This is a genomic window from Savagea faecisuis (genome assembly GCF_042675605.1).
GTDB classification, from domain to species: domain Bacteria; phylum Bacillota; class Bacilli; order Bacillales_A; family Planococcaceae; genus Savagea; species Savagea faecisuis.
In genome coordinates, this window is the sequence record NZ_JBHTJF010000022.1 from 1 (window position 1) to 14,941 (window position 14,941).

15 protein-coding genes, 1 riboswitch and 1 other annotated feature are annotated in these 14,941 nt (G+C 40.6%); of the genes, 10 read left to right on the forward strand and 5 right to left on the reverse strand.

What is annotated here, in order from left to right; all coding sequences use genetic code 11:
* Nucleotides 1-331 precede the first annotated feature (331 nt).
* Nucleotides 332-1,702 carry a magnesium transporter gene (gene mgtE, locus ACFQ0V_RS04745; RefSeq protein WP_381010358.1) on the forward strand — a complete coding sequence of 457 codons (1,371 nt, stop codon included), beginning with the start codon at nt 332-334 and terminating at the stop codon, nt 1,700-1,702.
* A gap of 46 nt (nt 1,703-1,748) precedes the next feature.
* On the opposite strand, the gene ACFQ0V_RS04750 is transcribed toward mgtE, so the two are convergent.
* Together ACFQ0V_RS04750 and ACFQ0V_RS04755 are read right to left on the reverse strand one after the other, a co-directional pair.
* Nucleotides 1,749-2,183 carry a GNAT family N-acetyltransferase gene (locus tag ACFQ0V_RS04750; protein WP_381010360.1) on the reverse strand — a complete coding sequence of 145 codons (435 nt, stop codon included), beginning with the start codon at nt 2,181-2,183 and terminating at the stop codon, nt 1,749-1,751.
* Between the two features lie 10 nt (nt 2,184-2,193).
* Nucleotides 2,194-2,922 carry an alpha/beta hydrolase gene (locus ACFQ0V_RS04755; RefSeq protein WP_381010363.1) on the reverse strand — a complete coding sequence of 243 codons (729 nt, stop codon included), beginning with the start codon at nt 2,920-2,922 and terminating at the stop codon, nt 2,194-2,196.
* 233 nt (nt 2,923-3,155) lie between these two features.
* Between ACFQ0V_RS04755 and ACFQ0V_RS04760 the strand changes: the two genes are divergently transcribed.
* Genes ACFQ0V_RS04760 through ACFQ0V_RS04770 form a run of 3 tightly spaced genes read left to right on the forward strand, consistent with a single transcriptional unit; the run spans nt 3,156 to nt 6,377 of the window.
* Nucleotides 3,156-3,680, forward strand: a complete 525-nt coding sequence (locus tag ACFQ0V_RS04760) for a phosphatidylglycerophosphatase A family protein (protein WP_381010365.1) — start codon at nt 3,156-3,158, stop codon at nt 3,678-3,680.
* Between the two features lie 38 nt (nt 3,681-3,718).
* Nucleotides 3,719-4,516 (forward strand): ABC transporter ATP-binding protein, encoded by a 798-nt coding sequence (locus ACFQ0V_RS04765; protein ID WP_381010368.1) that lies wholly within the window; start codon nt 3,719-3,721, stop codon nt 4,514-4,516.
* A gap of 16 nt (nt 4,517-4,532) precedes the next feature.
* Nucleotides 4,533-6,377 carry an SLC13 family permease gene (locus ACFQ0V_RS04770; RefSeq protein ID WP_381010370.1) on the forward strand — a complete coding sequence of 615 codons (1,845 nt, stop codon included), beginning with the start codon at nt 4,533-4,535 and terminating at the stop codon, nt 6,375-6,377.
* Between the two features lie 37 nt (nt 6,378-6,414).
* Here ACFQ0V_RS04770 and ACFQ0V_RS04775 read toward each other — a convergent pair whose 3' ends face one another.
* Nucleotides 6,415-7,206, reverse strand: a complete 792-nt coding sequence (locus tag ACFQ0V_RS04775) for an HAD family hydrolase (protein WP_381010373.1) — start codon at nt 7,204-7,206, stop codon at nt 6,415-6,417.
* 88 nt (nt 7,207-7,294) lie between these two features.
* Here ACFQ0V_RS04775 and ACFQ0V_RS04780 point away from each other — a divergent pair, with 88 nt between their 5' ends.
* Together ACFQ0V_RS04780 and ACFQ0V_RS04785 are read left to right on the forward strand one after the other, a co-directional pair.
* Complete coding sequence (locus ACFQ0V_RS04780) at nt 7,295-7,696, forward strand: GNAT family N-acetyltransferase (RefSeq protein WP_381010376.1); 402 nt, start codon at nt 7,295-7,297, stop codon at nt 7,694-7,696.
* 46 nt (nt 7,697-7,742) lie between these two features.
* Entirely contained in the window at nt 7,743-8,015 is a 273-nt protein-coding gene (locus ACFQ0V_RS04785; RefSeq protein WP_381010379.1) for an amphi-Trp domain-containing protein, read from the forward strand.
* A 44-nt stretch (nt 8,016-8,059) separates the two neighbouring features.
* On the opposite strand, the gene serA is transcribed toward ACFQ0V_RS04785, so the two are convergent.
* Nucleotides 8,060-9,646 (reverse strand): phosphoglycerate dehydrogenase, encoded by a 1,587-nt coding sequence (gene serA, locus ACFQ0V_RS04790; protein WP_381010381.1) that lies wholly within the window; start codon nt 9,644-9,646, stop codon nt 8,060-8,062.
* Between the two features lie 143 nt (nt 9,647-9,789).
* Nucleotides 9,790-10,019, reverse strand: a binding site (T-box leader).
* Nucleotides 10,020-10,321: 302 nt separating this feature from the next.
* On the opposite strand from serA, the gene ACFQ0V_RS04795 reads away from it, so the two are divergent.
* The 3 genes from ACFQ0V_RS04795 to ACFQ0V_RS04805 all read left to right on the forward strand — a co-directional run bounded on the left by ACFQ0V_RS04795 (nt 10,322) and on the right by ACFQ0V_RS04805 (nt 13,422).
* Nucleotides 10,322-10,639, forward strand: a complete 318-nt coding sequence (locus ACFQ0V_RS04795; protein WP_381010384.1) for a thioredoxin family protein — start codon at nt 10,322-10,324, stop codon at nt 10,637-10,639.
* Nucleotides 10,640-10,898: 259 nt separating this feature from the next.
* Complete coding sequence (locus ACFQ0V_RS04800; RefSeq protein WP_381010387.1) at nt 10,899-12,263, forward strand: c-type cytochrome; 1,365 nt, start codon at nt 10,899-10,901, stop codon at nt 12,261-12,263.
* Between the two features lie 22 nt (nt 12,264-12,285).
* Nucleotides 12,286-13,422, forward strand: coding sequence for a cytochrome ubiquinol oxidase subunit I (locus ACFQ0V_RS04805; protein ID WP_381010388.1), 1,137 nt, complete (start codon nt 12,286-12,288; stop codon nt 13,420-13,422).
* 41 nt (nt 13,423-13,463) lie between these two features.
* Here ACFQ0V_RS04805 and ACFQ0V_RS04810 read toward each other — a convergent pair whose 3' ends face one another.
* Nucleotides 13,464-13,739 carry an AbrB/MazE/SpoVT family DNA-binding domain-containing protein gene (locus ACFQ0V_RS04810; protein ID WP_381010391.1) on the reverse strand — a complete coding sequence of 92 codons (276 nt, stop codon included), beginning with the start codon at nt 13,737-13,739 and terminating at the stop codon, nt 13,464-13,466.
* Nucleotides 13,740-13,879: 140 nt separating this feature from the next.
* Here ACFQ0V_RS04810 and ACFQ0V_RS04815 point away from each other — a divergent pair, with 140 nt between their 5' ends.
* Nucleotides 13,880-14,743 carry a YitT family protein gene (locus ACFQ0V_RS04815; RefSeq protein ID WP_381011841.1) on the forward strand — a complete coding sequence of 288 codons (864 nt, stop codon included), beginning with the start codon at nt 13,880-13,882 and terminating at the stop codon, nt 14,741-14,743.
* 56 nt (nt 14,744-14,799) lie between these two features.
* Nucleotides 14,800-14,899: riboswitch (SAM riboswitch) on the forward strand.
* Nucleotides 14,900-14,941 lie beyond the last annotated feature (42 nt).

Sequence of the window (14,941 nt, forward strand, 5' to 3'; positions counted from 1 at the left end):
CAAATGATGACCGTGTTGGCGCAATGAATCTACACCGTAAAGGAATTGAACATATTGGTGTAGTTACCGCAGGAGTATAGCTCTTGCGGTAGGGGCGAAGTCAACCGTCCTTGTGTTCCACCACACGAAGGTAGGAGGTCTTAACAACCGTTCGCACTACTGGGTAGGAACAAGCGTAATTGCACTCTATGAGGGTAGAGGCACTGCTGTAATTTGGTAGACGCAAGCCCCCACTTCAAACAGACCGCAAAGTCGTTAAGTGGCGGGTTGTTGACTCACTAAAGATAGGGAAAATAAGAGATAGATATTTGGATTGAAGGAGCGGTAGCGGATGACGATCATTGAAGAAGTAGAGCTCGATCTCGGACGGTTAACGCGACTGTTAAAAGAAGAACAGATACACGAATTCCGTGAGCAGTTTTTAGCGTTGCACGCGTATGACCGAGCGGTGTTTTATGAAAAGACAACACCAGAAATACGCCAACAAATTTATTTATATTTATCACCGAAAGAACTCGCTGAAATATTTGAGACGAGTGAAATTCAAGAACATGAGTATCGCGATTATTTAGAAGAGATGGATACGACGTATGCGGCTGAAATGATTTCTTACATGTTCGTCGACAACGCGGTAGACGTTTTAAAAGAATTAGATCGCACGCAAGTTATTAGTTATTTAACATTAATGCATAAGGAAGAAGCGGAACAAATTCGAGCGCTTCTCCATTACGAAGAACATACAGCGGGATCAATTATGACGACAGAATTCGTCACGATTCCTGAAAGTTCGACAGTGCGCTCAGCGATGACGATTTTAAAGACAGAAGCGCCTAGTGCAGAGACGATTTATTATGTATTTATCGTCAATGAAAACAACCGTTTAACAGGGGTCGTTTCACTGCGTGATTTAATTATTGCGGACGAAGATACATTAATTCGCGACATTATGAATGAGCGTGTCATGAGTGTGCTCGTATCAGATGACCAAGAAGATGTTGCGCGTCGCATTCAAGACTATAACTTACTTGCGATGCCGGTCGTCGATTTTCAACAACATTTGCTCGGAATCGTCACAGTCGATGATATTATCGACGTTTTAGACGAAGAAGCGAGCGACGACTACTCTAAATTAGCAGGGGTTGTCGACATTGATACGACGGACAAAAACTCATTTTCAGCAGCGAAAAAACGTGCACCGTGGTTAATCATTTTGCTCGTGCTCGGAATGCTGACAGCGAGTTTAATTGACATGTTTACAGGAACGATTGAAAAAGTAGCGATTTTAGCGGCGTTTATCCCACTCATTGCAGGTACTGCCGGAAATAGTGGAACACAAGCACTCGCAGTTGCTGTTCGTGGTATTGCGACACGTGATAATGAAGACGAAAGCCGTTGGAAATTGCTCGTTCGTGAAGCGGGAACAGGTTTAATTACAGGAATTATTTGTGCGATTTTCGTCATCGCCTTAATTACGATTTGGAAAGGCGAGTTCATTATCGCACTTCTCGTAGGAGCAGCGATCATGGTGTCGATTTTCGTCGCGACACTATCTGGCTCATTCATTCCATTATTAATGCACCGTTTGAACATTGACCCAGCGGTAGCTTCAGGTCCGTTCATTACGACGTTGAACGACGTCATTAGTATTTTAATTTATTTAGGATTAGCGACGACATTTATCGACAAATTGCCGATTGCTTAACAAAAGACCTTTTCATGGATGAAATTTCATGAAAAGGTCTTTTACATTAGTCGATTAAGTTTTTTTCCATTGCGCGATGGACGATGTCAGCATCTAAAAATTCAGGAGATGTAGCGACATATCCTAATTTTTCGTAAAAAGGAATCGCATGTACTTGGGCATTTAATTTTAATTTTTGGAGTCGATGAGAGCGTGCTTCTTTTTCTACTTCTTCCATAATTAATTTCCCGAAGTTTCGGCCACGATATTGAGGAAGAATGCTAATGCGTTCGATTTTTCCTGTCGTTTCGTCAATTAAACGAATGCGTCCTGCACCGATCGGCTCGCCTCCTTCATATAAGACGAAATGTGTCGATTCTAAATCGAATTCATCTAACTCAATATGGAGTGGAACATTTTGTTCTTCTACAAATACTTTTTTACGAATGTAAAAGGCATCGTCTCTTTGTTCTTTCGTTTGGGCAATGATTACTTTAGCCATATGTAACCTCCTATAAACTCATTTGAAATAATTTGCAAATGGCACGTTCCATATCTTGTTGCCAATATTTCCACGTATGGTTTCCTTCAAATTCATCGTAAAAATAATACGTCGCTGTTTTTTCGAGCACTTTATTTAACTCGCGATTTGGTTGTAAAAAATCTTTAATACCATCGCTCGTCGTTTGGACTTCTGTTTCTTCCGTTCCGATGACGTGGTAAATCGTCGTCTCTAACGAAGAATCGAGTGATTCGGCAATATCCATTACAATTTCATTGACGAGTGGAGAGTGAAGTCCGGCTTTGCTGAACAGTTCAGGATAGCGCTGTAAAATAGTGAGCGATACGGTTGCTGCTAAACTGTCTCCAATTAAAGCGCGTGCGTCTCGGTCATCTTCCAAAGAAAAATGCTCTTCTAAAAATGGAATTAACTCCTCTCCGACGAAACGTACATATTTTTCTTGATGTTCTCCGTAAGGATGGTAGTATTCTCGACGAATATATTTGTCCTCATATGGAATGCCGACGACAATGGTATCTTCGATTTCTTCTGCATCCATTAACTGTTGAACGACTTTCCCAAGGCGTCCGTAGCGAAAATAGTCAGCTCCATCTGAAGCGATCAATAATTGATACGTCTGCATCGGCATGTACGTGTCAGGCATGTAGACGAGGATTGGCACCTCCTGTTCTAAAATTGCACTGGGAACTGTCATCTCGTTCACTTGTCCGTTTATCATTGAATTCTCCTTTCTCATCTTTCGAAATAAACAAATTCTTGATTATTCTTATTATAGCAGTGAAATGCCGAGAGCTGAAAGATTCGTGTTTAAAAGTTTGTGTGAGAAGTTGGAGATTTTGAAGGGAAACGATATAATGTTATTATTACTCTTTCGAAATACGAATAATTTTGTATGAAGTTGGAGGAAGTCGAGTATTTTTAAAACTCGACAATATGAAGGAGGATATTACTGTGGCAAAAGTAGAACTAGTACATTCAAAAGAAGTGACGAAAGCGACGCGAGAAGCGTTAGAAAAACGAGGAGTGGCGATTCAAGATATCGCAAAAATCGTTTATGAAATGCAAATTCCATACAATCATAGTTTAACGTTGCAAGATTGCGTCAATTCAGTCGAACGTGTACTTGAGAAGCGTGAAATGCAACATGCGATTTTAGTCGGAATTGAATTAGATATGCTCGCTGAAAAAGGAGAGTTATCAGCACCATTACAACAAATTGTCGAATCAGACGAAGGGTTGTTCGGTGTAGATGAAACGATCGCATTAGGTGCAGTATTTACATACGGTTCAATCGCGGTGACGACGTTTGGACATTTAGACAAAAATAAAATTGGAATCATCAATGATCTCGATACGAAAAAAGGAAATGGCATTCATACATTTTTAGATGATTTAGTGGCGAGTGTTGCAGCTTGTGCCGCTTCACGAATCGCCCACCGCACACGTGATTTTGAAGAAGGCGGAGCAGAGGTTTAACAAAGACGAAGCTTTTTGAATGAAAGGATGGATCACTCATGGAGACGATTGCAAAATTTCAAGACGTGGACGTCACATTACAAGGACGTCCAATATTAAAAAACATTCAATTTGAAATGCAGCGTGGACAGCAGTGGGCATTGATCGGTTTGAACGGTTCAGGAAAAACGACATTGCTCAACATATTAGCTGCATATCAATTCCCGTCGAATGGAACAGTAGAAGTGATCGGTGAAACGTTCGGTAAAACATATATTCCAGATTTACGTAAAAAGATTGGATTTGTGAGCAACGCATTAGAGCGTTTTTCTGATTATTATCGCAACGATACGATCGAACGTGTCGTTTTAAGTGGCAAGCATTCGAGTTTTGGCATTTATGAAGAAATTACAGAAGAGGATGAAGCGGAAGCTCTTCAGTTACTAGAACAGTTTCGAATCGCACAATACGCAGGGAAGAAATTTCATGAATTGTCAGAAGGAGAAAAACGTCGTGTATTAATTGCGCGTGCTCTCATGAGTCATCCGGACATTTTAATTTTAGATGAGCCTTGTTCAGGACTTGATATTTTAGCGCGTGAACAATTTTTACAATCATTAGAAGTCGTCATTGAACGAGGGTGTCATATCATTTACGTGACGCATCATATTGAAGAAGTGATGCCACATATTACACATGCGGTACTCTTAAAAGAAGGAGAGATAATCGCGCAAGGAGAGAAACAAGAAGTGCTCACGGCAGAACGTTTAAGTGAGACATTTAACACTCCTGTTTCAGTAACATGGCATGCGGAACGCCCTTATGTGACAGTGAATGGGCCTGTTCAACGGCCGTAATTAGAGGAGAACACGTATGGAATTAACGATAACTTTTACGGTTTTAGCGGTTACGATTATTTTATTTATGACGAATAAAGTGAGAGCAGATCTCGTCGCATTACTCGCTATATTAGCGCTCGTGTTAACGGGCGTTTTAACTGCGCCTGAAGCGTTAAGTGGCTTTTCAAATAGTGTTGTCATTATGCTAGCTGCTTTATTTATCGTCGGAGCAGGAATTGTACGGACGGGGCTAGCTCAATTAGCGGGCGATTTATTAATTCGTGTCGCGGGTGAAAATGAAAAGCGTTTATTTATCGCGCTCATGCTCATCGTCGCTTTCGTCGGCGCTTTTATGAGCAATACGGGAACAGTAGCGATCATGTTGCCGATTGTCGTGGCAATCGCGATGAAAATTAATGAAAATCCTTCAAAGTATTTACTGCCTTTATCGTATATTGCAAGCTTTTCAGGATTGTTAACATTGATTGCCTCTCCAGCCAACTTAATCGTCAGTGAAACATTGATGAATAATGGCTATCCGAAGCTCGGATTTTTCCAAATGACACCGATCGGTATTATTGGTGTCATTGTCGGCGTCATTTATTTATTTTTCATCCGTCAGCGCTTAGGGAAAAGTGGTCGACGGAATGATGCATCTAAAAATAGTTACCAATTATCGCCGTTTAAAATTATGCAAGAGTATGAATTGAATAATCGGCTCATTCGTGTAGATGTACCGAAAGAAAGTCACCTTATTGGAAAGCGTCTTTCACAATTGAAGTTGCCTCATGAGTTTCAATTGTGCATTTTGAAAATAAAACGTTCTTCTTCGGAAGGGATGCATTTTTTACCGATTACGTTTCAAAAAATGGCGGATGCATCGACTGTTTTTGAAGAGCGTGATGAGTTATACATACAAGGACACATTGACAATGTTCGCCGCTTTGCGGAAAAATATCATTTGACGGTGCAAGAAGTAGATAAAGAGGCAGAAGAGCTCATTTCGAAACAGATGGGAATTGCGGAAGTATTATTAACCCCAAAGTCAACACTGCTTAACAAAACGATTCGAGAAATTGGGTTCCGTGAAAAGTATGACGTCAACATTCTCGGTATTAATCGTCAAGGGAAGCTCGTTTTAAAAGAGATGACGAAAGTGAAGTTAAAGTTCGGGGATGCTTTGCTCGTTCAAGGAGATTGGGAGTCGATTGAGCGACTAGCAGGCGAGACGAAAGATGTCGTCGTCATCGGTCGTCCTGAACAGCATGCAGGGGTGGCGGCTGCGACAGGGAAAGCACCAATCGCCGCATTTAATTTATTGCTCATGGTCGCACTCATGGTGTTTGATATCGTGCCAGCTGTCGTCGCGGTATCGATCGGCGCGATTTTAATGATTTTAACGGGTTGCATTCGCAATATGGACGATGCGTACCGAGAAATTAACTGGGAGACGGTCGTTTTAATCGGTGCGATGTTGCCGATGGCGATCGCGCTTGAAAAGACCGGTGGCATGGAACTGCTATCGGAAGGGATTATCGACTCGCTCGGATCATTTGGAACGCTCGGTGTTTTAGCGGGTATTTACGTTTTAACGATGTTATTCGGCCAATTTATTAGCAATACTGCAACGGCTGTACTGTTCGCACCGATTGCGATGAATGCGGCACTCATGATGGATTCTAATCCGACGTCATTTTTAATCGCTGTAGCGGTCGGAGCGAATATGTCATTTGCAACTCCAGTTGCGAGTCCGACGAACGCACTCGTCATGACGGCGGGAGGATATCGTTTTACGGACTTCGTAAAAGCTGGGGTTCCACTACAAATCATTATGTTTATCGTCATGATGGTCGCTCTTCCACTATTATTCCCATTTTAAATAAAAAGCGCCTTCCATTCGGAAGGCGCTTTTTGGATTATAATGTTTTGACGAGTTTTGCAAGTTCAGTTAAAGAAGTCACTTCATAAGTCGGTGCGACTTCCGCTGTCATCTCTTTATCGTGACGGTTGATCCAAACAGAAGGCATGTTTACTTTTGAAGAACCGAGAATATCGGTCATTAAGTTATCCCCGATCATTAAGCACTGTTCTGCTGGTGTGTCGACAAGTTTAACAATCTCTTCGAAAATTGACGCATCTGGTTTTCCGATTCCGAAGTCTCCTGAAATTAAAATGACGTCGAAATAATGGTTTAATTCAGGTGTAATTTTTAATTTTAAACGTTGTAATGACGGTGAACCGTTCGTCAACATCGCTAATTTATAATCTTTTTTCAATTCATCTAAAACGGCAAACGTATCTTCATATAAAAATGGTGCTTTCACACGCTCAGAACGGAAACGAAGTGCGAGTTTTTCACCGAGTGCCGCATCTTCAATGCCGAGTCGTTTTAATCCTTGTGTCCAAGCATCGCGCTGATAAGTCGGCATAATTTCTTTCATCTTTTGGAACATTTCACCTTCGTCATCGAATGTTCCCCAAAGCCCTTCGAATGGGTTAATGCCGATTTTGACTGTGTGATCGTACGTGACATACGATTGATACAACTTACGTGCTTCTTCACGTGTAACGCGCTCTAAAGCAACGGGATCGATTGCGTCGTTCACTTCATGCGCATATTCACATGTTTTGTCAAAAGCTGTTTGGATGCTTTTTTCATCCCACAATAACGTGTCATCTAAATCGAAAATTAAAGTTTGAATACTCAATGGTATAAAACCCCTTTCATAATATGTCGTGACATCCACTCCTCTCATCCATTATAATATGGAGCATAAGGAATGAGGAGGGGTATGTATGACAATTCAATACACATTTCAAACAAAACGTTTAACTGAAGAAAATTTACAACAATTGTTCGCATCCGTTGAATGGGAATCAGCGAACTATCCAGAGCGTCTTTATCACGCGATGTTAAATTCGCATTCTGTCATTACGGCATGGGATAAAGATCGCCTCGTCGGACTCGCAAACGCTTTATCAGACGATGTCATGACGGTATATTTCCACTACGTGTTGACAGATCCGGAATACCAGGGGCAAGGGATCGGTCGCCGCATGATGCAACAAATTTTAGCGAAATATGAAACATACTATACGAAAGTGCTCGTCGCTTATCCGAAAGCGATTACGTTTTATGCACGTCTCGGGTTTACAGGCGAATCAGACTCTTTACCGATGTATTTATACAAAAGATAAAGGAAATAATGTATAATATAGGTAAATAAAGAAGGAGTGATGACAAATGGCAAGAAAACGTGTACCAAAAGAAGTGTTACTCGATTTTGAACGCAAAATGTCATTGACAGAAGCAGCTACTTTTTTAGAGACGATTGCCACAAAATTAAAAGAAGAAGGGCAAATGAATCTCGTCCTCGGTGAACAACAAGTCGAATTGACACCGACAGAGCGTGTCGAATTTGAAATTAAAGTCGAACGTCGCGGTACGAAATATGAATTTGAAATCGAGCTAGAGTGGGATGAGAGTCGCCCAGCACAACATTTAAAAATTGAATAATGTTAAAACGAGAACTGTTCAAATGAGCAGTTCTCGTTTTTTATTTAAAAGTTGATCGCTTTCACTTCAAAGACGTTGTCAAATTGTTCTAAACCTTCGACTTCTTCTGGTTTCACTTCATAATCTACTGTGAGAATCATGATCGCTTTACCACCTTGTTCAGAACGTCCCACTTGCATCGTTGCAATATTGACATTTTCAGCAGCTAAATGCATACCGACGCGTCCAATTGCACCTGGTTGGTCTTTATGATTGATGAGTAAAAGGTGACCTTCAGGAACGACGTCTACTGGGTAGTCGTCTACTTTAACGATACGTGGTCCGAGACCGTTTAATAAAGTACCTGCAACTTTTACAGAACCTTTTTCAGTGACAACTTCCACTGTAATTAAGTTTGTGAAGCCTTTCGTTGCTGTCGTTTTTAATTCGTCGATTTTAATACCGATACGGTTTGAAAGGTAACGTGAGTTCACATCGTTCACGTGGTTGCCTAAGTTCAATGTGAGAAGACCTTTCATTAAGTTACGTGTTAATGGACGAACGTCAACTTCAGCGAGTTCACCAGCATATGTTACGTTCACTTCTTGGTATGCACCGTCTACTAAATGTGAAGCGAAAGCGCCTAATTTTTCTGTTAAGACGAAGAACGGCTCAATTTTGTCGAGTAAACGTTTTGAAATAGAAGGCATGTTCACCGGGTTGCGAACTGTACCGTCTGTTGCGAATTTAATAACGTCCATGCTGACGTCGATTGCGACACTTTCTTGTGCTTCTACTGTAGATGCTCCTAAGTGAGGTGTTGCGATTACTTGTGGGAGGTCGAGCAATTTATGACCGACGAATGGTTCTACTGAAAGAACGTCGAGTGCAGCGCCCGCTACTTTACCTTCTACAATTGCATCGTAAAGTGCATCTTCATCGATAATTCCACCGCGCGCACAGTTGATGATACGAACGCCGTCTTTCATTTTTGCGAAAGCGTCTGCGTTGATCATATTGCGTGTAGAATCGAGAAGTGGTGTATGGATTGTAATGAAGTCTGCTTTTGCAAGAACTTCATCAACAGTTCCTTGTTCAACACCGAGTTTTTGTGCTGTTTCAGCTGTTAAGAACGGGTCGTATGCGATGACGTTCATACGTTGTCCTTTCGCACGGTGTGCTACTTCTGCACCGATACGTCCGAGGCCGATAATACCTAACGTTTTATGTTTTAATTCAACACCGATATATGTTTTGCGGTCCCATTTTCCGTCTTGTAAAGATTGGAAAGCTTGTGGGATGTTACGAGCGAGTGACATGAGCATCGCAACTGTGTGCTCTGCAGCTGAGTTCGTGTTGCCATCTGGTGCGTTCACGACGATGATTCCGCGTTCTGTCGCTGCGTCTAAGTCGATATTGTCGACGCCGACACCCGCACGTCCAATTACTTTTAATTGCGGTGCTTTGTCGATTAATTCACGTGTTACTTGTGTTTGGCTTCGTACGAGAAGTGCATCTGCATCTTGCAAACGCTCGATTAATTGTGCTTCATCGCAATCTGTTGCGATATCGATCTCAATATTGTCTGCCTCGCGTAATGGTTGAATACCTTCTTCACTTAATGGGTCACTGATGACGACTTTGAATGTCATGGTTACATTCTCTCCTTATACATATGTTGTAATAGTAATTATCCCGAAAAACGGGTCAGTCAATAAAATGATGCGTGAACGAGTAAATGTTCACTACAGCTAAGAAAATGGAAAATAAAAAAGCCCTCCACTCCCTGCGTACTGCAAGGGGCGAAAAGCTGTATTTACGCGGTGCCACCCTTTTTCTGCATAGACGAATCTATGCCTTCATTACATACATAACGCGTATGAGCGAAATTATCTAATAGCACAAAGGGCGTTCAATAATTTGATTCTGGAGCGCTCGATTCATAAAGTTTACACTAGTTTTCACCAACCACTAGCTCTCTAAAAGTAAAGCATTTATGACCATGATCTCCATCATTATCTTTAAGCATATTGAAATGTTGAATATATCTTATCAACCTTAAAATGAAAAGTCAATACGAAATTCGTGAATAAAACATAAAAAAACAAAACAAACATATAAAAAGACATAAAAAAGCCTTAAAAGTGAATGATTAATCATTAAACAATGTTAATTGTTCGTGTTTAGTAGTGTAAAAGTGAATTCTGAATAGTTCAATTTCGGTTTTAGCATAGTAAAGGAGGAAAGTGAGGGGAGCAGATTGCACCTCAGTAGGACATCTATTATAATGAAAGACAATGTTGCACAGATAGAGGAGGAAATAAACAATGGAACAATTACAATCAAAAGAACAATTCGAACAATTGAAACAAGGGGAGCGTACAGTGTTCATGTTTACAGCAGGGTGGTGCCCAGATTGCACGGTGATCGAGCCATTTTTACCTGCTTTAGAAGTAGACTATCAAGAAATTGACTTCGTATCTGTCGATCGCGATGATTTTATCGAAATTTGTCAAGAACTTGATATTTTCGGCATCCCGAGTTTCGTAGCATTTAGTGAAGGAAAAGAAGCAGGACGTTTCGTCAGTAAAGAACGCAAAACACGTGAACAAATTGAACAGTTTTTAAATGATTTAGACTGGTAATTAAACTTCACAAATAGCAGAAAGTATGTCAAAAAGAAACAAAAGTGAATTGAATGTTGAAGTTTTTTTCATAAAAACGAAGTCTTGAGATAGAAAAACATCTATTTCAGGGCTTTTTTATATTAAATTAGCATAAATTTGATGAAACGTTCGCTAGTTCGTCATATTGACTTAACAGGAATTCCATAATTTCAAATGATAATAATAGATGCGGTATATAGTTACTTCATTTTATTATTTTATTTGGAGGGAGAAGTTTATGAACTATCCGGTCATAGAATTTCCTTGGTTAGGAAACGGTATGATAATTGCTGTTATTGCGATCATTCACGTAATCGTCAGTCACGGGGTTGCGATTGGAATGACGGTATTAATGGTTTCATTAGAGTACCAGGGCTTGAAGACGAACAACGAAAAGCTCATTAACGTGGCGAAAACAATTAGTAAATGGGTGCTCATTATAACGACCACGGTCGGAGCGATGACAGGGGTCGGAATTTGGCTCGTTACATCGGTTATCCAACCGGACTCAATCGGTTCGTTATTACGTATTTTCTTCTGGGCATGGTTTGCTGAATGGATCGTCTTTATTACAGAAGTTGTGTTGTTAATTATTTATTACTACACATGGGACACTTGGAAAGGTGCGAAGCGAAAAATTCACTTCCGCATCGGGGTAACGTTATCCATCTTCGGTTGGTTAACAGCGATGATCATCACAGGTATTTTATCAGCGAAGTTAACACCAGGAAAATGGACAGAAACATTATCATTCTGGAACGCCTTCTTAAACCCGACGTACATTCCGTCGCTTGCGTTCCGAACATTCATTGCCATCTTGCTTGCGGTATCGCTCATTTCATTACCGATCCGCTTGCTCATTAAAGACAAAGAAGTACGTCGTGACGTCTTCAAAGTATTCAGTTTCTGGAACGCTTTAACTGTACCAGGAGTTCTCATTACGGGAATTTGGTACTTACTCAGCATTCCAGATGAAGCGAAAGATTTAATTATTTGGTCAACAGGTATGCCAGAAAACATCTTTAACATGCTTCACATATTAGGACTTGCGCTCTTCCTCATCTTCGCATTGTGGATGGCAATCAAGCCTGAACGTGTACCTGTTATTTTAACGATTGCGATTTTCTTCACTTCGATTGCCTTCATCGGTGAATTCGAAGGGGTTCGTGAGTCTGTGCGTAAACCGTACATCATTTATGACTACTTATACGCGAACGGTGTAGAAGCTGCAAAAGTTGATAAGTTTAACGAAGAAGGATATCTTGCAAACTCAGCTGCCTCACCAATTAAAGAAGTGACAGCAGAGAACCAGTTAGAAGCAGGACGCGAATTGTATAAAGGACAATGTATCGCGTGTCATACAGTAGAAGGATGGAGAACGAAGCGTAACTTCGGAGACCGTCTTGAAGGCTGGGACGAAGCGGCATTATCTGGATACATCTCAACTCTACACGAAACACGTCCATTCATGCCTCCATTCGTAGGAACGGATGATGAGCGTGATGCTCTCGCTGCTTACTTAATCAAAGTATCGAACGAAGGTTTAGATGCTGATTTAACCCAAGGCAGCAAAGAGAAAGATGACGAAAAAGAAGAACAATAGTGAGAGAAGGAGGATGTGACCAGTGGTTTTACAAACGATGACAAATTTAATCCCGGACGATATTACACTTGCGATACCAGGGAACGTAGGATTTTTCGAAGTGTTGATTGTCGTCAGCTTCATTTTACACATTTTATTTGTGAACATTACGATCGGTTCATCAGTACTTGCTGTCAGTAAAGAAATTCAAGGGATGAGCAAAAAAGATCGTAAAATTGACCGTATTGCGCAACAATTAGCGGACCATACGTCCATCATGAAAAGTATCGCGGTCGTATTAGGTATTGCACCACTTTTATTAATTAGTGTTATTTACACACAGTATTTCTATTCATCAACGAACTTAATCGGTAAAGCATGGCTTTCATTGATCGCATTGCTTATCACAGCTTTCCTCATTTTGTATTTATACAAATTCACATGGGAAAAGATGCGTGGCGGTTCAAAAGCGTTACACGTTTTAATCGGTGCTGCTGGTAGTTTAATTTTATTATTCGTACCACTCATCTTTATCGTAAACGTCGTATCGATGCTTTATCCAACGATGTGGGCAGGTTCTGAAGGGTTCTTCCATTCACTCACATACTACCCACAAATTTGGCAACGTTACTTCCACTTTATTTTGGCAAGTTTCGCTACTTCAGGGATTTACTTATACTTCTATAATCGCCGTGCGGAGAAGAAGATTGAGCGTCTCTTAAAAGAAGGCGAAACAGTAGAAGATGAAGCGGAAAAACGTGAAGTACACAAAATGTCAAAACGTCTCGGAATTCAAACGATGTTCTGGACGACAGCTTTACAACTCGTAGCAGGTACTGCATTGCTAATGAGTTTCGAAAAAGAAGTAATGATGCTTTACATGGGTGAAGATGCTTTATTAACAGGTCTTTTACTCGGCTCGATTTTATTGACATTAGTATTGTTATTCTTCTTATACAAACTCGGCAAAACAGATTCGAAAGGCAATTTCAACGCTGTGATCATTACGTTCGTCATTATTTTAGTGTTCATGGGTTGGATGCGTCACGAATTGCGTGAAAGTTACTTACACGACTATATCGAGGCAAATCCACGTACGACAGAAAAAGTATTACCTGTTGTGGAAACAGAAGACGATGAAGAAGGTTTAGAAGTAGAGTTAGAAGAAGACGCAGAATAAAATAAAAGCGACTCACCTTGTACGAGGTGAGTCGCTTTTCATCATTTTGAGATTTTATTTTTTATTTCATCCATTAACATTTGAGCGCCGCGAGGACTTAAGTACATACCATTGGAAAGCTCGAAATTGTCTGGTGTAATTTCCCCTGTTAATACGCAAGCTTCATCGACTTCATATTTTCGTAAAATGACTTTATCTTCTTCTACGAAAATTTCCATCGGTACACCTTTCGTTAAATGTAAAGAAGTTCGCAATTCTTTAGGGATGACAATTCGCCCTAAATGGTCTACTTTTCTTACAATACCTAAACTACGCATAATTTCCATCTCCTTCTAAATGTATCATTAGTCAAGTATTTCCCTAAAAAATGGTCAGATAAACATTATGAAAACATATCGTTTCAAAAACATTATTTTGTTAGAATAGAAAGGATAGATAAGGAGGGAATTCAGTGAAACTGAAACAATTACAATCCAACCCGTGGTTAGACTATGCTCTTATTTTAATCGGTTCAACCCTTGTTGGTCTAGCATTTAACATTTTTCTATTGCCAGGTCGCATTGCGGCAGGTGGCGTATCGGGAATTAGTACGATTTTATATGAAATGTATCAATTCAATCCTGCATACGTCCAATGGATTATTAACGTTCCTCTCCTTATTTTAGCCATCGTTTTAGTCGGTCGAGATTTCAGTATTAAAACGATTGTCGGTACGGTATTTTTACCTTTCGTCATCTATTTAACGGATGGTTGGCATTTGGAGATGGACAATCCGTTGTTGAGTGCGATTTACGGAGGAATTTTACTCGGAGTAGGTCTCGGAATCGTCTACCGTGGAAACGGATCGACTGGAGGTACAGCGCTCATCGCGCAAATTTTAAAGCGTTATACGCGAATCTCCAGTGGCTTTTCGCAACTCATTGTCGACGGAGCAGTCGTCATTACGTCAGCATTCGTCTTTGACTTTGAATTGGCATTGTATGCGTTAATGAGTATTTATGTGACGAGTAAAGTAATTGATTTCGTGCAATTGCAGACGTCCCCAACGAAATTAGCGCTCATCATTACAGAAGAGCCAGAGCGTGTAGAACAAATCATTCAGTCTGAAATCGATCGGGGCTTTACGAAGGTTGATTCTATCGGAGGCTACACGAATGAAGAGAAAACGATGATTTTATCTGTTGTTGAACAATCGGAAGCGGTCTATTTAAAAAAGCTCATTCAATTGAACGAACCAGGTTCTTTTGTCGTCTTTTTGAACGCTTCAGAAATTATCGGTCGCGGGTTCACATTGGATAAATTTTACGTCGATCAAAAGTGAGCCGAACACTAGGATAACAGTTTAGGAACTGGTATAATGAGTACCAAATCAAATAAGTCTTATCAAGAGAAGTCGAGGGACGAGGCCCGTTGACGCTTCAGCAACCTACAGAATGCAAGGTGCTAATTCCTTACGGAGCAATCCGACCGATAAGAGAACGAAAACTCTCTTACATTGTAAGGGAGTTTTTTACATAAG